The following is a 19,495-nucleotide window of genomic DNA, read 5'->3' as shown; positions in this document are numbered from 1 at the left end:
TTTATAAATTCTGAAGTATGACCCTGACCAGGCCCGTGGTGAATGATTTGACATAAATTCTGATCCTGCCCGTATACTTTATCACCGGGGACATTTCGGACCAGTGAGGATATCGTTTAACGGCAAGCCGGGCGATTATTTTTGGCAGGAGATAGACCTCAACGATGTCAAGTACCCTGACAATGGCCAGGGCCCGCGGCAGGTCTCCTTCAACGATAAAACGGTCATAGTTGTAAGCCAGGGCCGTGGATTCCTGAAATGTGAAGACCTTGATGGCGGACTCGACGTTCTTGATCCTCATAGCGAGACTGATTTTTTTACCGTAAAGTTTCCACCCAAGATATCTTACCGTTCCGTCCTTTTCCTTGCCCACAACCATGTAGGGGCCGCCGGGATTGACCCCGAGATAAAAGATGAAATCGTCGGGAAGGCCGTTGAAGATATCCTTCACGGTCTTGTCCACTTTTGCCGCTGCCTCAATGGCGCGGCCCACTATAAAAAGCATGATGAAGATATAAATCTTTTTTATAATTTTTTGTTTCGGTTGTATTTCCGGGTATTTGTTTATATTCATATCAAACTCCTTTTTCTGCGTTCCCTGCTATTTTCTTACCTGCCGGCTAAGACCCATAACGGCAAGACAGTCCTCGCTGGAGAAGGTTTTATGGCTCCTGGCTGCCGCTTTTTCTGCGGCATCTTCAAGCTTGTAGTAAGGAATGTTCAATGCGGACAGGGTTTCAGGAATTATTTTTTTTGTCATGCCGATAAGATCAAGGGCGGATTCGATACCTCTGCTGCTCCGTTTCCTTTCCGGCGTCCCAGAAAAGACATCCATGCCTTTCAGCGCAAGCAGCAGATCACCGTTCAGGGGGTCAGGCTGTTGCTCCCGGTGAACAAGTGCTGACGGAAGCAACATCGCCGTGAACACGCCCCGGGAAAGGCCTGTTGAGCGGGATAGTTCTTCGGATAGGAGCCGCACCAGGCCGGGCCCTGCATTTGATGCGGCAATTCCGGCCATAACCCCGGCATTGGCCATGGCAAGACTGATCTTTTTATTTTTGGGCCGCCGCATTGACTTTGCCAGGTTTTGTGATATGAACTGAAGTGATGCATGTATAAAGGCATCGTTCATGGGATTGCTTTTACTGTCCATGAGGGCTGAGATGGCATTGTCCATGGCCAAAACGGCCGACTCTGCGGCGCATCGCGATGAACAGGCGGGAGTCATCCGCTTGTCCAGGATAACGACATCGGGATAGAGTGAATCGGACTGAAACTGCCGGTTGTCCAGAGTGATGATATTTCCGGCCTCAAGCCCGCCGGAACAGCAGGTGGGAATGAGAACCATGGGCTTCATTTTTATGGCAAGGGGCGTTCCGTCGAAAAACCTGAAAGGATCACCGGAGGCATCGGATACAAGGATGTTGACTGCCCTGGCAGTATCTGTTATGGGTCCGCTTCCGAGGGAAATGAGAGAGTCACAGCCTCTTTCCCTGAAGAGATGGGCTGCTTCTTGTGCCAGGCCTATACCGGCATAATCACGCACTTCATCATATATCCCGCCAAGAGGAAAACCCGAATCATAAAAGGCCCTGATCAGTTTTTTCTCCAGGCCGCGACGTGTGATGTCTTTTCCCGTTATCACCAGGGGCTTGCGGGCATCATAGCTTTCCAGTTCAGCCGGAATGGTCTCCAATGCGCAACTGCCCGATACTATCTTGGAATGACTGAAAAATCTGTAATCGAATAATTTCATTTTCATCCTTCTCCTGTATGAAAGTCACAATATGCTGTTCATTTCCCCGTCGATATCGACGAGGAAAGATGTCATTTTACTGCACGGTAATGCCGAGACGGCGGAGGGTACGTTTTTTCGGAATGCCGTTGGCATCATATCCCCTCAGACGGTAATATTTTTTCAGCATGGGCTCAAGCGGCACGGTCTTCTCTCCGGCATCGCATTTCCTTCCCTCGGTAAGCAAACGGCGGGGGAGGGTGTCATCCTTTCTGGATATTCCCTCGCGGGTATTCATGTAACGCTCGAGAACGTGGACCCGTTCACCGGCTTTGCTGAACTTCAGCATACTCAGGTAGGGTATGTATCGCTTGCCCAGAATAGCATGCCAGAGTTCGGGCCAGAGGCTTACATCCATGAGGTTCAGGGCCAGCAGGGAAATATTCTGGTTCAGTATTTTTATAAGAAAAGTGGGTGTTGCCTTGATGAGAGGCGGTTCAAGGAATACCGCGAATGCCGTAAACTGGCAAATATGGAGCGAGTTCACGGCGGCGAAGGTGTTCTCGAGGAATTTAACCATGAAGGGTTTCCATCGCAGGGCATGGGGATCGGCCATTCCCAGGAAGGCTTCCAGGGACAGAACGTATGAGGATAAATGGCACCCGCCGCGATTTGCCGTGGCATAGGACAGCCCCTGACCGAAACATCCCCTGGGGTCATAGCCCGGCAGTTCCATGCCCTTGACATGCATGGCAAAATCCTCACCCCCGTATTTTTTTGAGGCCAGGGCCGAACCCAGGGCCAGGTCCCTGCCGATACCTCTTCGCAGTGCGATATCTTTTATCATCTCCGATACGCCGTCGGGATTTCCGAATTTCAGGCCGGTTTTAATGAGGCCTTTTTCCGTGGCCTCCATGGCCCATGCCAGGGTGCCGCCCGTGGATATGGTATCCATGCCGTACTCCGAGCATAGTTCGTTCCAACGTGAGATGAGTACGGGATCGAAAATTTCCAGGTTTGAGCCCAGGAGTGTGATGGTTTCGTATTCGGGAATGTGGCGTTCTTCTCCTTCGATGGTTCCCTTGTGGCCGCAGAGAATGGAACAGGGCTTGCAGGTATCGAACTTTGTGTTAAAATTTTCGGCCATGGCCTCGCCGGAAATCTTGTAAGCCGAGCCGTGTGTGCCGCCGGTGAAATTTCTCACCGGTAATATCCCCGCCGCGTTGGACAGGTTAAGGTTGGCATTAGTTCCGTAGGAACGAAAGGAACCGGCCGTTATGGCGTTCTGGTTGATGTATTTCAGAAACTGCCTGTTTAATTTCTCGAACTTTTTTACATTGACCGGGGCCATTTTAAATTCCTTTCCCGCGGCCACGATGCCCTTGAGGTTCTTGGACCCCAGGACCGCGCCCATGCCGCCTCTTCCCAGGAAACGGTGACCGGAACGGATGTTGGCATAGCGCACCAGATTTTCGCCGGCCTGGCCTATGACCATGGCCCCCGATCCTTCTTTCAGCAGGTGCTCTTCGGCCTTTTCAGTGTTTTTCCCCCAGATGCTCCCGGCTGGTTTAAACCGGACACCCTTTGAATCCACGGCAAGATAAACGGGGTTCCTGGCTTTCCCCCGGATCACCATGGCGTCCCATCCCGATGTCTTGAGCGCCATACCGAAGGGGCCTCCGCATGACGCGGTCACCATGGTACCCGTGAGGGGTGACTTGGTAATGGCCTCGAACCGGCCGGAGCAGGGCACTCCCGTGCCCATGAATACGCCCATGGCGAGTATGAATATATTATCCTCGCCCAGGGGATCAATGCCGGGCTGAAGCCGGTCATAGAGCAGTTTGAGGCCTATGCCCTTGCCGCCCAGGTACATGCGGCGGTCTTTATCGCTGATATCGGCAACGGTGAATGTCTGCATGGTGAGATCAACTTCAAGAATCTTATTGCTGGTGCCTGTAATCTCCTGCATGGTAAACTCCTGTTTTCTCTATGTTTTTGTGCCAGTGGCAGGTGCTCTCCGTGTTGAAAGGGGAGAGGTATCCGGTAACATGAGACAGGATAGGACGATATTTTCGGTCTTGTCGCCCCGAATTATAATTCAGGACAAATTAATTTAACCGTCCGGACTGTTTTTCTTTGCGGAATTGTGTGGGGGTTTTTCCGGTAAAATGGGTGAAGGCGGCATAAAAAGCCGACTTGGAGTTAAAGCCCACTTCATGGGCAATAGAAAGAATGGAACGTCTTGGCGTTGCCAGCAGGTGGTGACGCACTTCATCGACACGAAAGCGGTTTATGAAGTTGTTGAAATTCATATTGAAACTTTCGTTGATGATATGGGAAAGCTGGTGGGGTGTTATGGACAGTTCGTCGGCCAGGTATTGCAGGGATAAATCCTCTTCGCGGTAAAGCTTTTCCTCCTCCATGGTTTTCATGAGCTGTTCCAGAACCCGGTCGATCTCGATGCCTGAAGTCAGCGACCGGTTTCGTTTGCCCGTCATGGCGCTCACGAAAAAGAGGTGGAGAAACTGGGGAAAGCGGAATCCCACCAGGTACGCGCCGATGAGGAGGGTTGCGGCCATGAGACTTCCCGTACGGATGAGGGGCACGGAGCCCAGAAGTATGCCGGTGCAGGCAAGGGAAAATGTAGCAAGAGAGAGCACCGTATAGGTGATGTCGATGAGGAGGATACGTCCGTACCGGTTATCCCGCATCTCCCTGATTAAAACCGTGAGCAGATATAAATGAAGCAGAGCGGCTTCCAGCAATGATAGCAGGTAAGTGAATTGGTATACCCGCGAGGCGACTGTTGCCGATCCCTGGAGGACATGCCGGAGTATGGCGGTCTTTTCCATTCCCGGCAGGAAAAGATAGTGGAGATCGACGGCAAGGACTGCCAGGGAAGGGAAAAAGATCAGGCTGTGCCTGAATCGAAACGATGTCACGGGAAAAATCACGTAGTAATAGGCCCTGAAAAGGATGGGGCCCAGTAGCGACATGAAGGTCATATTCAGAAAGAAGAGCGCGGGATATTCGTACATTATCCCTGTAATAATGGAGTGGGATTGAATGAGAATGACGCCCAGAACGAAGAAGAGGAAAAAAAGGTTTTCATTCTCTTCTCTTCTTTCCCGCATAAACAGCTGGCCCACGGATGTCAGGAGGGACAGTGAAGCGGCAAACAATATGATGTTGTTGGCGACTGAAAGAAACATAAAACGGATATCCCCGTATTATTTTTTTAAATGAGAAGCCATTTCACCCATGATTCCCATGAACCAGAGTGAAGGGAGGGGTTTCCCCTCGAGTCTCAGGCTGTTTTCTCTCATGGCCATCATGAAGGCCATTATGCTTCTGCATCGCATGTATGCATATCCCGTCTCGTGGTCCTTCCAGATGAGTGACATGTCAGGATGAGAAACAATTTTTTTCCCGGAACGCACCAGACCATTTTCTATAATATAATAGCGCTTCCGTGAACGATTTTCCGTTGTTATGAGGAGCGTAATATTTTTTTCGCGCAACCGTTTTTTAAATGACGGGGAAAAAAATGAGAAGGTTTTTAAAAGCAGATAAAAGAGATACAGAAGTATTGAAAATTTCATAGTAACTCCTGGATTCATTAAAAAAAGCCCGCAGGTCCATAGTGCATCATGTAGAAGGGGAAAAGTGATTATGCACATTATCAGGGTCGCAAAATCATTCATAGAATATGATACAGCTAAAAAATTTTCTGACCTGCGGGCTGTTATCAGCCTGTTATTCTCCCTTGAATTCGGGTTTTCGTTTTTGGAAAAAGGAGGTCATTCCCTCCTGCATGTCTTTGGTTGTAAAGAGACGTGCCAGTTCCTCGCGTTCAATCTTGAGTTGCTGCTCAGGTGACACCGAGGCGCTCAAAGAAAGCGTTTTAAGAATAGCCTTAACCGACAGGGGAGGACGCCCCGCCAGTTCCGTGGCAAACTCAATGCATTCTTCCATGAGTTTTCCCTCTTCACAGATCCGGTTGACGAGCCCGATAGCCAGGGCCTCTTCCGCTTCTATTTGTTTTCCAAGAAGCATCATCTCTATAGCCTTTGGCCGTCCCACAAGGCGCGGCAGTCTGAGCGTACCGCCGTACCCGGGCATGATGCCCAGGTTGGTCTCGGTAAGACCCGCGCGCGCGCCTTTTTTCATAAATCTGAAGTGACAGGCCATTGCCAGCTCAAGACCGCCGCCCAGGGCATGTCCGTTCATTGCGGCAATTATCGGTTTTGAAAAATCTTCTACCTTATTCCATACGTCCTGTCCCCGCTTCAGAAAATCCACGGCGTTATAATCGCCGAAACCGCTGGAGAGGTCCGCACCGGCACAGAAACTCTTGTCACCTGTCCCGGTTATGATTACTACGCGGACACTCTTGTCCAGTTCAAGGCCGTCCAGGCGTCGGCGTATTCCCTCAAAGACCTCATGGCTCAACTGGTTCGCCTTGGGCTTGTTTATCGTTATAATTCCGATGTTGTCCTTTTGTTCGAAAAGTATTGCGTCGGACATATCGTCCCTCCTTATCGGCCTAAAGTTTTAAAAGAGCCGTCGATTATCTCGGGTTCCGGCTTAAATAAATCAAGCTTGAAGCGATCCACAAGATAATTAAGGGCGTCGGCAAGCTGTTGGGGCGGCATGCCCGAAGCCAGTGCAAAGGGGCCGGCAAAGGCATTCATGCCGAATTTCACACCGTCATCGATGGCCTGAACCGATTCGGCTAGTCCTTCCTTGAAGACCTTCACAGCTTCATTGACCTGGATCGCCATGAAGTGGATGGGCGTTATTTCATCTGTATCTTCGCCTTCAGGAATTGCGGCCTTTCCGTTTGACCACTGATAAATTCCCTGGCCCGATTTCATCCCCAGCTTGTTGTCTTTTATAAGACCGGTGAGAAATTTGCCCGGTTTGTATTGCGGTGAAAGGGTTTTTTCATAATATTCCAGGGTGTGACAGAAAACATCTATACCGACAAAGTCGGCCGTTTCAAAGGGCGCCATTTTGACTCCCATTTTTTTCATTTTTCCGTCAACCTGTTCCGGCTTCACTTTACCTTCATCGAGTATGGCGCTCAGGAGAGCCTGGTTGGGGGCGCTTATCCTGTTCACGATGAATCCCGGACGGTCTTTCAGTACCTTGATGGGTATCTTGTCTATTTTCTGCGAGACGGCAAAAAGGAGATCAATGGTGGCATGATCGGTTTTGTCGCCATAGATCAGTTCAACCAGTTTCATGCGGTTTACCGGATTGAAGAAATGCATACCGGCGAAACGGGCCTGGTTTTTTACAACGGACCCGATATCGGAGATGCTCATGGTGGATGTGTTGGTTACCAGAATAACATCTTCCGGAGCGAGATCTGACAGCTCCTTAAAGACCTTTTTCTTCAGGTCCATAATCTCCGGAACCGCTTCAAGTATGATCTGGGCACCGGTGATTGCTTCTTTAGTATCCAGTGATGTTTTCAAGAGCTTTGTAGTGATCGTATCAAACTGATCCTGTGCCATTTTCCCTTTGGATACGAGAAACTGCAGACTTTCTTTGACCTTGACTACAGCATTGTCAAGAAATTCCTGCTTGATGTCTTTCATCACCACTTCGTAACCGGCCATGGCGCACACCTGTGCTATGCCGTGACCCATGGCCCCTGATCCGATAATGGCAATTTTTTTTACGTTACTGACGTCCATAGTATACTCCTTATAGTTCTAAAAGTTTTGCCCTGATAATGCGGCCGCAGAGGCCTCTATTTATTTTAGCTCGCTGCTGGACATTTCCAGAACGTTGCGTGCAATAATAAGATGCTGAATCTGACCTGTTCCTTCGAAGATGTCCATTATCTTGCTGTCCCTCATCCACTTCTCGGCAAGGTACTGCTGAGAGAAGCCCAGGGGGCCCAGGAGTTCACAGCACTTCTGTGTTATGAGCGTGCCATACCTTCCCGATTTGGCCTTGGCCATGGATGCTTCAACGTTGTTGAATTTTTCATTGTCCGCCATCCATGCCGCGCGCCAGGTCAGCATCCGCATCGCTTCCAGGTTCGCTTCCATGGTGTAGAATTCCTTTTCCATGCTGCTCACGTTATTGAGGTTTTTACTGTAATCGAGTACGAATCCGTTTTCTTCAAGTTTTTCCCTGGTAAAGTCCAGGGCGGCGCGGGCTATGCCGACGGCCATGGAGGCCACCATGGGCCTGGTGTTGTCGAAGGTCTTCATGACGCCCTTGAATCCGTCGGTGCTTGTTTTTACCTCGGGATCGCCCAGAATGTTGCCTTTCGGTATTCTGCAGTTGTCAAGGACAAAGGTGCCTGTGTCGGAGGACCGGATTCCCAGTTTGTGTTCCAGGTGTTCCAGTTTGAATCCGGGGCGATCCTTCTCGACTATGAAAGATTTAATGGCGGATTTTCCGGCACTTTTGTCCACCGTGGCCCATACCACCACGACATCGCAGCGGTCTGCACAGGTGACGAATATTTTTTCACCGTTGAGGACCCATTCATCGCCTTCCAGTTTTGCCGTTGTTGTGATAGAGCCGGAATCGGATCCCGATCCGGGTTCGGTTATGGCCATGGCTGCCCATTTGTCGCCGAATTTTTCAAGCTGTTCGTCCGTGGCCACGGCGGCTATGGCCGCGTTGCCCAGGCCGGAGTTGGGGAGGGACAAAAGGAGTCCTGCGTCACCCCAGCACATTTCTTCGATAGTTACCACGGTTCCCAGGTTCATGCCCCGCTTGGGTTTGCCATTGCCCTTGTCGGGGCTTGCCTGCTCTCCGTCCTTCTTCTTTTTCGGACGCCCCATCACCTTGATGTTGCGGAACATTTCCAGTTCCGTGGGATAGGCGTGTTCGCTCTCATCATATTTTCTCGCGATGGGCCGAAGGACTCCCTTTGCGAGATTGTTCATGCTGCTGCGCATGTTATTGATATAGTCGGGTGTTTCCAGATTAATCATGGTTTTTCTCCTGAAAGAATAATTTAAACGAGGGCCATCCCTTCCAGTATCGCTATCCCCCGGCCGTTCCGGTAATAGCGTTCAACGGGATGGTCCCGGACATAGCCGTGCCCGCCCAGGATCTGGACGCCGTAGTCGGTAATTTTCATCGTCATGTCGCCGGCGTAGAGTTTGGCGAGATAGGATTCCCGCTGCGCGTCTTTTCCGTTTTCCAGGGCGGAAGCGGCTTTCCATGTAAGAAGCCGCATGGCATCCACTTCATACGCCATCTCGGCTATCATAAAAGCGATGCTCTGCCTGCTGGCTATGGGCTCCCCGAATTGCTTGCGTTCCCTTGCGTAGCTTTTCGCATACTCATAAGATGCCCGGGATATTCCCGTGCCTATGGCCGAGAGTGCGATCCGTGATTTCTGCAGGAAGAGATTGAAGTTGCATCCCTGATCGCCTCCGAGCCTGTTTTCTGCGGGGATTTCGCAGTCCTTGAATGTAACTTCATTGGTGGCCAATGCATAAAGTCCCAGGTTTTTTTCCCGTTCCTGGACGGCTACTCCCGGCGCGTCTTTTTCGACAATGAAGAGATCAGCTTTATTGTCACAGGAAGCGGCAACGAGCATGAGTTCAGCACTATCCGCCAGCGGTACAAAACATTTTCCGCCGTTTATGATATAAGAACCATTTTTTTTCACCGCTGTTGTGGCGGGTCGAGAGGCATCGAAACCGAAACGCATTTCATTGACTGCCGCTGTGGCAGGGAAATATTTTTCTGAACAAAACGAAGGGAGATATTTACTTTTCTGATCCTCCGTTCCCATTTCCGATACAGTCAGGGCGAATAAGAGGGGAAGGGTTGCCGCGATGGCAAAGGACATGTCGCCGCATGCCAGCTCTTCCAGGACAATGGCGTTCATGGATGGTGATGAGTCCATGCCGAATCCGCCGTATGCCTCGGGAATGTTCGATGCCGGTATGCCCAGGCCCCAGAATTTCTGGAGAAATTCCGATGGCAAATCCTTGTTTTCATCCATATTGTGGGCATTATCCAGTATGTTGTTCTTGACCAGCTGGCTTATTGTTTCCTTCATCATGACCTGTTCTTCAGACAGGTCGAAGCTTATAATATTTTCCGACATAAAAAACCTCCGGTGAGATGGAAAGAAATGATAGAAACTGACATGTCAGTACCGAAATATAGCTTAAAATAAATTTGTCAATTACTTTTTATAAATATGGCGGGGGCCACCATGTTGAAGGCCTTTTCCGTTATCTGTTCCATCTCCTTTGCCTTTTTTGGGCTCCTGTTTTTGACGAAATAGTGAAATGATGTTCGGAAAATGGCGCCGGCAATGAAGTTGGAGACGAACTCCAGGTCGATGTTTTCGTGTATGTGGCCGTTACGGATGCCCAGTTTCAGATCGTTGGTGATATTGACCGTAATTTTTTTTTCGAGGCGTGATACTTTTGTTTCAAAGGGACCGCCCAGTCCAAGGCTGGTCCTCAATATTATGTTGGCCCTGTCATGATCGGAGTCGAAATAATTGAAGGTCTGACCCAGGCGGATTCGGAGATAATCCCGGGCAGTCATACTGCGAAGTTCCTCCAGGGAGATATCAATCGAGCTTACTTTTTCCCATTCTTCATAAAAAAGCTCCAGGAGTGAAATGAAAATATGTTCCTTGTTATTGAAGTACTGATATACGGTTCCCCGTCCGATCTTCACGTCCTGTATTATATCGGAAATTTGTGTGTCGTGATACCCCGATTGTGAATAGAGCCTTTTGGCGCAGTCCAGTATTTTCGCCCGTGTTATACTTGATCGTTCCATATTCCCCGATATTCCTCTGGTTGATTGTTATATATTTAATAAATAGGATAGGACGTTTTGTATAATATTATAATTAGTTATAAAAGTCAATTTCATAGAAATTTTATATATGTCAATGCTAATTTGAATATTTGTAATATGCAAATTCTGAATCCCCGGAAATATCAAAAAAATTAATATGGTCAAATTATTTTTTTGTTGACTTTTCTTTGAAAAAAATACTGACATGTCAGTATTACTGAAACTGACATGTCAGTATTATCAAATTCAGAGGAGACGAATTATGGCTACACTACCAACAGTACCAGCGGATACGAGCGTTGCCGATCTGCTTTCAAAACTTATGCCGGGCATAGTGGAAGACCTGCTCGCCAAGAACAGCGCGGCTCAGGAACTTTCAGGTACACAAATATCCATGGTTGTTGAGGTAAACGGCGAAAAATACGCTTACACGCTGAAGGACGGAAAATCATTGTTGTTTACCAAAGGAGATATTTCCGGCTCAAATATGTATATCAAAATAACCGAGGATGACCTCAACAAAATGATCCAGACTCAGAATCTTGACATGCTCTTCGGTCTTCAGAGCGATCTCAACAAATCAAAATACAATGCCCTTAATTCTCTCAAGGGAAGTTTTACTGCAGAAATAGCCAATGAAGACGGCTACACCTTCAAAATTGAAGCTGTACTCAACGGTGCACAGCAGCCTCATTCAATATTCAAGATGAGTGCAAAGGATACCGCCGCTCTTATGAGAAAAGACACGAATCCCGTTAATCTTTTCATGTCCGGTGCAATGAAGATTGAAGGCGATATGAGTTTCGCCATGGCTACGCAGCCCCTGTTTTCATAGAAGACCTGGAAGATTTTCCCCTTCTTCCTTATCTTGTCATAAAGATACCTCTGTCTGTGCATTGTTCTGCAATGCACGGATATGTATCGAAAAATAAAGATCTCATTTGGGAGAAAGTTATGGCCGCCAAGAATGTACCATGGAAAAAAGAATATCGATTGGTGGGAATTCCTTCTACTTTTGCTCCGTATACGGACAAGCCTGTCTATGACATACTTGCGGAAAATGCGAGAAAGTACAGGAAGAATGGACTTGTCCAGTTAAGCTATAAGATGACGTACCCCGAATTGAAGGATAAGGTTGACCGTCTGGCTACGGCTTTTTTTAATATGGGCCTGAAAAAAGGTGATCGGGTCGCCACCATACTTCCCACATCCATCCAGTTCATACTTGCCGACTATGCCATATCGCGGGCCGGTCTTGTGCATATCCCCTGCAGTTCGCTTGAACCAGCCGATACACTGGAACACAAACTGAAGGAGGGGACGCCGCGCGCAATAATAGCTATGGCCGGCCATGTCGATGTTATATCCATCCTTACTAAAAGAATCGATATAGATTTTATTATTCTGACAAAGCTCGATGATTACGGAACGACTCTGGCAGACCTTCAGGAATATGAGGAGACATACAAATTCGCCAATGTGAGATTCACAACTTGGATGACGGAGCTTATTAAAAAGAATTCTCCCGAACCCCCCGAGGTTGAATACGATGTGGTGAATGATGTAGAGACGCTTTTATTTACCGGCGGTACAACGGGAGTTCCCAAGGGGTGCATGCTGACGCACCGGAATATTTTTGCCAATTCGGTACAGAACCTTCATGCCCTGGGGCAGATCGGTCTGGTAGCAAGGGGCGGGATATCAGTGCTCCTTTCTCTTCCTTTTTTCCATTCATATGGCCACGTTATCATGCATGCTATGATGTTGTACGGTTTCAATCTTCTTCTTGTTCCCGAACCAAGAGATACAAAGGGAATGGCTGACATGATAAAGGAACACTTCCCCGTGCTTCAGATCGGCGTGCCAGTCCAGTTCATGAATCTGGCCCGGGAAGAGCTTAAGGGATACGCCATGCTGGGAATATCGGGATCGGCTCCCCTTGCCGAAGGAACGCAGAAGGAGTTCGAGGAGAAGACCGGAGGCGGGATCATGGAAGGTTACGGTCTTTCCGAGATGTCGCCCGTGTCGCATCTCAATACCTCCATTCTGACCAGGATCATCGGTGGAAGGACGCCATTGATGATTGTTTGCAATTTTCTGCGTATTCCGGGAGTCGGGCCTGTGATTAACACTTTTATTCGATTGATGGGTACGCGCCTGTTCGGGAAAATGTTTACGAAGATTCTCGGCCTGCAGTTCAGGCTTACGGCGAACAGCGGTAAAAAAGGCAAAAAAACAAAGGAAAAAAGGGGGACTATCGGCGTTCCGTTCCCCGACACGGAAGTGAAAATAATTGATGTGGATACGCAGCGCGAATTGTCATGGGAGGAGATGCTGACGGGGAAAACCGGGGAAATGCTCCTGCGGGGGCCTCAACGCATGCTGGGTTACTGGCCTGATGCGGGAAGCGGAATTGACGAAGATGGATATATCCATACCAGTGATGTCGTGCGAATCGATGAGCGGGGATATTTCTACATTGTGGACAGGACCAAGGATATGATTATCGTTTCGGGCTACAAGGTCTACTCGCGCGAGGTTGATGATATTCTTAACAGTCATACCTACGTGGAGATGGCTGCTACTATCGGTATACCCGATCCTGATCGTGAAGGGAGCGAAAGGGTGGCCGTATATATTCAGCCCCGGGAGGAATTCAGAGCGGTTATCACCGAGGCTGAAGTGATGGAATTTCTCAAGTCAAAAATAGCAAAATATGCCCTGCCAAAATATCTGAAAATTGTCGATGAACTGCCTTTGACTGAGGTCCAGAAAATAAACAAGAAACTTCTGAGACAATGGGCGGTCGATGATTTTCTCGGAAAAATAAATGTGAATTGATTTTGCAAACAGCCGTATTAATGCGGTTTGATTATAAGGAGAGATAATTATGCAAGAGTGTGTATTTATTGATGGTGCAAGAACACCAAACGGAAGGGCCCACAAGGACAAGGGCTGGTTTCGGAACCTGCGTCCCGATGAGTTGCTGACATCGGTGTATGCCGGACTTTTTGAACGCAATCCCAAGGTCAAGCCTGCGGATGTTGACGCTCTTTTTGTAGGCAGCGCCAACCCGTCGGGGATGCAGAATGATATAGGCCGGCTTGCCTGGCTTGCGGCGGGACTGCCCGATACAGTGCCTTCCAATACGCTCACCAACCAGTGCCCATCGGGCATGTCTGCCACCATGCACGGAGCCAGGGCCATCATGACTGGTGAGGCCGATATCATCATTTCAGCCGGTGTTGAAGATATGGAAAAGGTTCCCATGGGAGCCAATATGAATTTTCCTCCGCGCCTGCTGCAGTTTTATAACGGGGCGGACCTGCTTATGGGTGCAACGGCCGAAAAGGTGGCCGAGCAGTACAAAATTTCACGTGACGATATGGATAATATGGCGGTCTGGTCGAACAAAAAAGCTGCCGAGGCTCGTAACGCCGGTAAATTTAAAAATGAGATAATCCCCATCAAGGGACTCGATGATGATGGAAACGAAAAAATGATCGATAGCGACCAGTGGATCCGCGATGTCATGGACAGGGAAAAGATGAAAACCATGAATACTCCTTTCAGACCCAATGGTTCAGTTACTGCGGCTACATCATCTCCTCTTACACAGGGGGCCTGCGCCATCCTTATGATGAGCAGGAAAAAAGCCGATGAACTGGGACTCAAGTATTCATACAAATACAGCTATGGTGTTCTGGCCGGTTGTGATCCTACGGTAATGGGGATAGGTCCTATTCCCGCGGTTAAAAAGCTGTTTCAGAAGACGGGCCTGTCTCCCAAGGATATAGGTGCTATTGAACTGAACGAGGCTTTTGCCAGCCAGTCCCTGGCCTGTATCCGTGAGCTCAAGCTGGATAAGGAAAACGCACCCTTTGATAAAGTCAATGTGTGGGGCGGAGCCCTGGCCCTTGGACATCCCCTGGGACAATCGGGAGCCAGAATAATCATAACGTTGCTCAACGTGATGAAAACAGAATTCCCTGATGCACGCTACGGCCTTGCATCGCTGTGCGGCGCTTTTGGTAATGCGGGCGCTCTGCTTATAGAAAAAGTGTAGATATCGGGCCTCACGCTTCCGGACCGCGATAAAGCGGGGGAGGGTGAGGCCTTTTGTTTTCCTGGTTTAATCCTGTTTTTGTATCCTTTAGGTTCTTGCCGTGATCCTTAAATATCCTACAATTAAAGCAGCTTTTCGCTGCGAGGAAGGGGCCATGAAATCTCGAATCATCTGCTGTAAGATACTGCTACTCGTTGTTTTTATATCATTACAGGGTTTTGCCGGAGACAACGGCACGTGGAAAATGATAAAGGACGCCAGGGGAGTCAAGGTCTATTCAAGGCCGTACCCGGGGTCTGATTATAAGGAACTCTATGCCGACGGGTACGAAGTCGTTCCCTTTGAAGTGGGTGTTGAATTCGTGAAAGACTGTGATGCATACCATGAATGGTATGGCATGTGCAAGGAACTCTATGTGATCAAAAAGTACAGTGAACGGGAATACGACATGTATTTTGTTCTCGATGTGCCCGTAGTAACCGACAGGGACCTGGTGGTAAAAGTGAAGTCATGGTGGGATATCGAAAAGGGAGACGGCTGGGTTACAATTGATTCAATGAAAAGCGATTACAAAAAAGACTCAGGTTGCGTGAGAATGCCCGAGATGCATGGCAAGTTTACATTCAAAAGATATGAAAATGACAAAATATATGTAAAATACTGGCTGCACGCCGAAATGGGAGGGTCACTTCCGGCCTGGGTTGTAAATATAGCAGCGACAAATCATCCATTTCTGACCGCTGTGGGCGCTAAAAGAAATGTTCATAAGAAACAGTACTTTGAACAGGCTGGCAGAATCCATGGGAAGCAGTTTGTACAGGCAGAATGAGCCTGTCACCTCACGGTTCATGACATAGGTAACTCCGCAATCCCGGAACCTGTACCGGGGAACCGTATTGTATTCCGGCACGCTTTCATGCTGCCGGGATATTCATCACAATAAAATAATTTCCTCAAAGCGCATCAAAGACGTTATTCGACACATATAACCCCCACACCGGCGATCCCTGCCGGGACCCGCAGGGACACGCCCTTCTGCTTGACAATAAGTGATTACTATAACCAGAATGGCAACATCACGAGCCTGGAGACCCTGGTAGACGTTACCTGGAACTACCGGGACAACATCGCCTCGGCCGTTCTTTTACAACGCACGAACAACATCGACAACGCCGAATACTAAAAGACAGTTGCAAGTAACAAGGTACAAGGTACAAGGTACAATAGAAAGTCAGACTTGCTCCTTTTGCCTTGCAACTTGTTACTTCCATTCTCCAACCACCTGGACAGCGCCTCGCTGGAACTGGACAATTCCGGAAGCATCATTTCCTATGAAGAATATTTTCCCTACGGTGACACGAGCCTCATGGCCGGCACGGCACAGAAAGAGGTAAAACTCAAGGAGTACCGGTACACGGGCAAAGAGAAAGACGACGCCACGGGCCTGTACTACTTCGGGGCCCGGTACTACGCAAGCTGGCTGGGGCGGTGGCTCTCCGCTGATCCGCTGTTCCGGAATAATCCCGCGGTGTATGACCGGCCCAGGGGAGGGGATGAAGAGGAGCGGCAACAGGAAGAACAGGAGTTCTGGGGCAAGGTCTATTCCGAGGGTGTGAACCTCTATGAGTATGTGACGGGGATATTGAACAGCACGAAGGGGGAAGAGCTAAATTAATGTTTTCAATTCATCAATGGTAATTCCGGCTTTTTTGATTATATTATTGAGCGTGCCTTTTTTTATTTCTTTATGATTCGGGATAATGACAGATATATTTTTTTCCAGGTTGTGCATAAATATGTGGCTACCTTTCTGGTGGTCTACGATGAAACCGATTCTTCTGAGGGCTTTTACAATCTGGCTGCCGGAAAACGTTTTACTCAAAGACTGACCTCAATCTGCTTCATAATTGATTTCGGCGCAGATTTTATCTGATTTATTTTTTCAAGACCTTCAAGGTAACAGAGAATGGCTTCCCTGGCATTCTCAAGCGCTTCTTTTTCCGTTTCACCCTGGGTATAACATCCATCAAGGGCCGGAACAGAAACGTTAAAGCCTCCTTCTTCCGCCGGTTCAAGAATTATATTAAATTTCATGATATACCTCATGTGCCAATTATTATTACTGAAAATAAATTACATACGAGATTAGATTTAGTCAAGATAAAAATACCCCGGACGCGCCCCTCGTCAACACAGATAATCCCTGCCACACCCGCGATAGGGACGCGAAGGGGCAGTCGCGTCAACCCGTAGGGGCGATAAATTAACACAGGGCTGATACGCTATCGGCCCTCATTGTAACAATTTTATTTTCTCCAGGTCTCCCGGTAATTATTTCATTATAAATTAGCACGTTTTGTACGATTATAATAGAAAGACCGTTATGGTCCCTTATAATTAATGATGGACAAATAGTGACTTTTCTTGTCTCGTGTCCCAAGAAAAGAGCGTAGTCCCGGATGTCAGCAATTGTTTTCGGGAGAAGGGGAGGTAGAATAATATGGATATTCAAACAGTAGATTCCGGCCAGGAACTTATCATTATCATAAACGGCGATGTGGAAATGATCAAAATGAAAGGGTTGAAGGAAAAACTCTTTGATGTGGTGAATGAAACGGAAAAAAATATTGTGATTGATTTTGCCAATGTAACGTACCTGGACTCTTCAGGTATCGGGGTTCTTATAACCATTTCCAAAATATTGAAAGAAAAGGGAAAGACCCTCAAATTGATACACCTTTCCGAGCGGATAGCCCGCGTTCTTGAATTGAGTTCTCTTGCCGACGTAATCGAACAGGAATAGCAGGGGAACGAATAAACCGGCGGGTCTGAAAAAATATGGCATGGGATAGAATCGCCTTATCTCTGATTCCGGTACCGGTATTCTATCTTATTTACTACAGGTATTTTACCTTTAGGCCCGAGATAGGAAAGCATGTTGAATCCCTTTTATACGGAATTGCCTTCGCTCTCGCACTGGTCGTGGTGGCGCCCATCGTTTATCCCGTGTTGGCCCCCCAGGATGACTTTTTTGTCGGATTTTTCAGCGCTGCCCTGATTGAGAAGACGGGCGCTTTCATAATCATATATCTTATCCAGCGACATTTCCCGAATTTTTCAATAATGGAAGCCACGTTGTCTGCCATGATTTACGGCATCGGTTTCTCCGTGGTGGAAAATATTTTTTATGCCGCCACCTACGGTGACTCCCTGATAATCCTCCGTATTGTCTTTACCGTGCCCCTTCACCTCACCACCTGCGGTATCATGGGCTATTATAGCGGCATGCGGAGGATATGCAGTACCGGCATGTATAAATTCGTTTTTTCCCTCAAGGCCTTTCTGCTCCCGGTGATGCTGCACGGTATTTTCGACAGCTTCCTCATCATGGGGGGCGCCCTGTCCTTTTCCGTGTCACCGCTTCTCATCGTCATGGTTCTCTTCCTTGAATTCTACCTGGCCAAAGCGCAGACCATTATTCCCATGAAAATGCTCGGGGCCTTCAACCTGCGGCTGGAGGAATGGCTTACCATAAACAGACAGCGCCGCTATGAACGATGGATACTGCAGTCCATGGGAATGCCCGGTACGGAAGATGTTAGTATGCTGGTATGGCGACCCGGGTATATAAGAATATTTCTTGTTTTCCTTTTCATGATCGCGGCCATTTTTGGACTGTCCTATCGTGGAGAGATAATGGACATGCTCCAGATAACCATGAGAAGGGAGGAGGAGATCATCCTGCTGGGCATATTCCCCAGCTCCATCAGTATAATCATGATCCTGGTGGGGGCCGTGAACCCCAACTTTTTCAAAAAAAGTGAAATCAAGATGCCCGTTATTTCCGATGTGGATGTGCGTCGTGAACATGAGATGGATGAGGTTTTCATAACTTACGATATAACTTCCGTAAACTGCTTCCTGCGCACGGCTGAGCCCATGGAGGCAGGCACTGTGCTGAACATGACCTTTGAATTCCCCGGTTCCACATCACGTGAGGTGCAGGGCGTGGTGGCATGGGAAAATCATACCAACAGGCAGGAGGCCATTGGAACGATCGTTCGCATCGAGGCTCCCACTCTGCACTACCGTTTTTTCATTGTGCGGTACAACCTCTTTCGGTTCAGGAAGGGTATCATTTTTCTCCTCAGGCTGCCGGGCTTCGAGCATACCAGGAAGCTTTTCATGCGGCCCATATCCACCATGCAGGAGGACAGGTTGTTTGAGGCCGGCAGCATCGTTTTCAAAGAGGGCGACCGCGGCGATCATTTCTATCTTCTCAAGAAGGGGAAGGTGATTCTGTATAAGACAAAGGACACGGGGGAAATCATCACCATGGACACTGCCGATGCCGGAGAGGTTTTCGGTGAGATGTCCATTATCAGCAATACGGTGCGTGCCACAACGGCAAAGTGCGTTACGGACTGCATAATTGCTGTTGCGGGCCGGGATAATATGAAGGCCCTCATCATCAACAACGTGGAATTCGCCCAGCGGCTGATCCAGAGCCTGATAGAGCGCCTGGAAAATTCCGAGCAGGTGCTGGTCCGGAATATCAATATGCTGGAAAAAGAGAAGCGAGAAGTCGAACGTTATTACCATGTGGCCATACTTCTGACACTCATAGGTCTGGGTATACGCCCTACACAGGACAATTTTAATCTGGACATAGATTTTACTAAAATTGCCGAGGTCGTCCGGCACATGGATGATGAAGTAGCCGGTGAAATAATAAACCTTGTCCTGAAACGGGATAAGAGTGCCGGCGCTGATCAGAATGTCATGAATGAAGAGGTGTCAAAAATCGTCGACAATCTCTATGACAGGTTCAGGATCAATATTAAAAAGTAACCGCCGGCATTTATCTCCTGCCCGCATCAAAG

Annotated in this window: 19 protein-coding genes; 7 read left to right on the top strand and 12 right to left on the bottom strand. The window is 48.4% G+C overall.

Annotated features, from left to right (window positions below; all coding sequences use genetic code 11):
* Position 1 precedes the first annotated feature (1 nt).
* From CVV44_15800 to CVV44_15755, 10 genes are all read right to left on the bottom strand, one after another.
* On the bottom strand, positions 2-574 hold the full coding sequence (locus CVV44_15800; protein PKL37796.1) for a hypothetical protein: 573 nt from the start codon (positions 572-574) through the stop codon (positions 2-4).
* A 27-nt stretch (positions 575-601) separates the two neighbouring features.
* The gene (locus CVV44_15795; GenBank protein PKL37795.1) at positions 602-1,762 is read right to left on the bottom strand and encodes a hypothetical protein; all 1,161 of its coding nucleotides are present in this window, start codon (positions 1,760-1,762) and stop codon (positions 602-604) included.
* Positions 1,763-1,832: 70 nt separating this feature from the next.
* Positions 1,833-3,707, bottom strand: a complete 1,875-nt coding sequence (locus CVV44_15790; GenBank protein ID PKL37794.1) for an aldehyde ferredoxin oxidoreductase — start codon at positions 3,705-3,707, stop codon at positions 1,833-1,835.
* 139 nt (positions 3,708-3,846) lie between these two features.
* Positions 3,847-4,950 carry a hypothetical protein gene (locus CVV44_15785; GenBank protein PKL37793.1) on the bottom strand — a complete coding sequence of 368 codons (1,104 nt, stop codon included), beginning with the start codon at positions 4,948-4,950 and terminating at the stop codon, positions 3,847-3,849.
* Positions 4,951-4,968: 18 nt separating this feature from the next.
* Positions 4,969-5,340 (bottom strand): hypothetical protein, encoded by a 372-nt coding sequence (locus CVV44_15780; protein ID PKL37792.1) that lies wholly within the window; start codon positions 5,338-5,340, stop codon positions 4,969-4,971.
* Positions 5,341-5,494: 154 nt separating this feature from the next.
* Positions 5,495-6,265, bottom strand: a complete 771-nt coding sequence (locus CVV44_15775) for a crotonase (GenBank protein PKL37791.1) — start codon at positions 6,263-6,265, stop codon at positions 5,495-5,497.
* Between the two features lie 11 nt (positions 6,266-6,276).
* Positions 6,277-7,443: a 3-hydroxybutyryl-CoA dehydrogenase gene (locus CVV44_15770; protein ID PKL37790.1), complete on the bottom strand. Its 1,167-nt coding sequence runs from the start codon at positions 7,441-7,443 to the stop codon at positions 6,277-6,279.
* Positions 7,444-7,503: 60 nt separating this feature from the next.
* Positions 7,504-8,703 (bottom strand): acyl-CoA dehydrogenase, encoded by a 1,200-nt coding sequence (locus CVV44_15765; protein ID PKL37789.1) that lies wholly within the window; start codon positions 8,701-8,703, stop codon positions 7,504-7,506.
* A gap of 23 nt (positions 8,704-8,726) precedes the next feature.
* Complete coding sequence (locus tag CVV44_15760; protein PKL37874.1) at positions 8,727-9,821, bottom strand: acyl-CoA dehydrogenase; 1,095 nt, start codon at positions 9,819-9,821, stop codon at positions 8,727-8,729.
* 89 nt (positions 9,822-9,910) lie between these two features.
* The gene (locus CVV44_15755) at positions 9,911-10,525 is read right to left on the bottom strand and encodes a hypothetical protein (protein ID PKL37788.1); all 615 of its coding nucleotides are present in this window, start codon (positions 10,523-10,525) and stop codon (positions 9,911-9,913) included.
* A gap of 283 nt (positions 10,526-10,808) precedes the next feature.
* Here CVV44_15755 and CVV44_15750 point away from each other — a divergent pair, with 283 nt between their 5' ends.
* The 5 genes from CVV44_15750 to CVV44_15730 all read left to right on the top strand — a co-directional run bounded on the left by CVV44_15750 (position 10,809) and on the right by CVV44_15730 (position 16,287).
* The gene (locus CVV44_15750; GenBank protein PKL37787.1) at positions 10,809-11,381 is read left to right on the top strand and encodes a sterol-binding protein; all 573 of its coding nucleotides are present in this window, start codon (positions 10,809-10,811) and stop codon (positions 11,379-11,381) included.
* A gap of 119 nt (positions 11,382-11,500) precedes the next feature.
* Positions 11,501-13,387 (top strand): AMP-dependent synthetase, encoded by a 1,887-nt coding sequence (locus CVV44_15745; GenBank protein ID PKL37873.1) that lies wholly within the window; start codon positions 11,501-11,503, stop codon positions 13,385-13,387.
* Positions 13,388-13,436: 49 nt separating this feature from the next.
* The gene (locus CVV44_15740) at positions 13,437-14,612 is read left to right on the top strand and encodes an acetyl-CoA C-acyltransferase (GenBank protein PKL37786.1); all 1,176 of its coding nucleotides are present in this window, start codon (positions 13,437-13,439) and stop codon (positions 14,610-14,612) included.
* Positions 14,613-14,766: 154 nt separating this feature from the next.
* The gene (locus tag CVV44_15735) at positions 14,767-15,441 is read left to right on the top strand and encodes a hypothetical protein (protein ID PKL37785.1); all 675 of its coding nucleotides are present in this window, start codon (positions 14,767-14,769) and stop codon (positions 15,439-15,441) included.
* Positions 15,442-15,978: 537 nt separating this feature from the next.
* On the top strand, positions 15,979-16,287 hold the full coding sequence (locus CVV44_15730; GenBank protein PKL37872.1) for a hypothetical protein: 309 nt from the start codon (positions 15,979-15,981) through the stop codon (positions 16,285-16,287).
* Here CVV44_15730 and CVV44_15725 read toward each other — a convergent pair.
* Together CVV44_15725 and CVV44_15720 are read right to left on the bottom strand one after the other, a co-directional pair.
* The gene (locus tag CVV44_15725; GenBank protein PKL37784.1) at positions 16,279-16,494 is read right to left on the bottom strand and encodes a hypothetical protein; all 216 of its coding nucleotides are present in this window, start codon (positions 16,492-16,494) and stop codon (positions 16,279-16,281) included. The two genes, CVV44_15730 and CVV44_15725, sit on opposite strands and share 9 nt — an antisense overlap.
* On the bottom strand, positions 16,491-16,706 hold the full coding sequence (locus CVV44_15720; GenBank protein PKL37783.1) for a type II toxin-antitoxin system HicB family antitoxin: 216 nt from the start codon (positions 16,704-16,706) through the stop codon (positions 16,491-16,493). The genes CVV44_15725 and CVV44_15720 overlap by 4 nt, the downstream gene beginning before the upstream one ends.
* 406 nt (positions 16,707-17,112) lie before the next feature.
* On the opposite strand from CVV44_15720, the gene CVV44_15715 reads away from it, so the two are divergent.
* Positions 17,113-17,415, top strand: a complete 303-nt coding sequence (locus CVV44_15715; GenBank protein ID PKL37782.1) for a hypothetical protein — start codon at positions 17,113-17,115, stop codon at positions 17,413-17,415.
* A gap of 35 nt (positions 17,416-17,450) precedes the next feature.
* Positions 17,451-19,463 carry a hypothetical protein gene (locus tag CVV44_15710; protein PKL37781.1) on the top strand — a complete coding sequence of 671 codons (2,013 nt, stop codon included), beginning with the start codon at positions 17,451-17,453 and terminating at the stop codon, positions 19,461-19,463.
* Positions 19,464-19,495: the final 32 nt, after the last annotated feature.

This window comes from Spirochaetae bacterium HGW-Spirochaetae-1 (genome assembly GCA_002839375.1).
Taxonomy (GTDB): Bacteria; Spirochaetota; UBA4802; order UBA4802; family UBA5550; genus PGXY01.
This window is presented reverse-complemented; position numbering and strand designations above follow the sequence as displayed.

What these genes read in the sequence shown, in the direction of transcription:
- CVV44_15755 (PKL37788.1), bottom strand. Translation starts at nt 10,525, where the DNA reads ATGGAACGATCAAGTATAACACGGGCGAAAATACTGGACTGCGCCAAA.
- CVV44_15780 (PKL37792.1), bottom strand. Translation starts at nt 5,340, where the DNA reads ATGAAATTTTCAATACTTCTGTATCTCTTTTATCTGCTTTTAAAAACC.
- CVV44_15715 (PKL37782.1), top strand. Translation starts at nt 17,113, where the DNA reads ATGGATATTCAAACAGTAGATTCCGGCCAGGAACTTATCATTATCATA.
- CVV44_15770 (PKL37790.1), bottom strand. Translation starts at nt 7,443, where the DNA reads ATGGACGTCAGTAACGTAAAAAAAATTGCCATTATCGGATCAGGGGCC.
- CVV44_15795 (PKL37795.1), bottom strand. Translation starts at nt 1,762, where the DNA reads ATGAAAATGAAATTATTCGATTACAGATTTTTCAGTCATTCCAAGATA.
- CVV44_15735 (PKL37785.1), top strand. Translation starts at nt 14,767, where the DNA reads ATGAAATCTCGAATCATCTGCTGTAAGATACTGCTACTCGTTGTTTTT.
- CVV44_15790 (PKL37794.1), bottom strand. Translation starts at nt 3,707, where the DNA reads ATGCAGGAGATTACAGGCACCAGCAATAAGATTCTTGAAGTTGATCTC.
- CVV44_15775 (PKL37791.1), bottom strand. Translation starts at nt 6,265, where the DNA reads ATGTCCGACGCAATACTTTTCGAACAAAAGGACAACATCGGAATTATA.
- CVV44_15765 (PKL37789.1), bottom strand. Translation starts at nt 8,703, where the DNA reads ATGATTAATCTGGAAACACCCGACTATATCAATAACATGCGCAGCAGC.
- CVV44_15740 (PKL37786.1), top strand. Translation starts at nt 13,437, where the DNA reads ATGCAAGAGTGTGTATTTATTGATGGTGCAAGAACACCAAACGGAAGG.
- CVV44_15800 (PKL37796.1), bottom strand. Translation starts at nt 574, where the DNA reads ATGAATATAAACAAATACCCGGAAATACAACCGAAACAAAAAATTATA.
- CVV44_15745 (PKL37873.1), top strand. Translation starts at nt 11,501, where the DNA reads ATGGCCGCCAAGAATGTACCATGGAAAAAAGAATATCGATTGGTGGGA.
- CVV44_15720 (PKL37783.1), bottom strand. Translation starts at nt 16,706, where the DNA reads ATGAAATTTAATATAATTCTTGAACCGGCGGAAGAAGGAGGCTTTAAC.
- CVV44_15785 (PKL37793.1), bottom strand. Translation starts at nt 4,950, where the DNA reads ATGTTTCTTTCAGTCGCCAACAACATCATATTGTTTGCCGCTTCACTG.
- CVV44_15710 (PKL37781.1), top strand. Translation starts at nt 17,451, where the DNA reads ATGGCATGGGATAGAATCGCCTTATCTCTGATTCCGGTACCGGTATTC.
- CVV44_15730 (PKL37872.1), top strand. Translation starts at nt 15,979, where the DNA reads ATGGCCGGCACGGCACAGAAAGAGGTAAAACTCAAGGAGTACCGGTAC.
- CVV44_15750 (PKL37787.1), top strand. Translation starts at nt 10,809, where the DNA reads ATGGCTACACTACCAACAGTACCAGCGGATACGAGCGTTGCCGATCTG.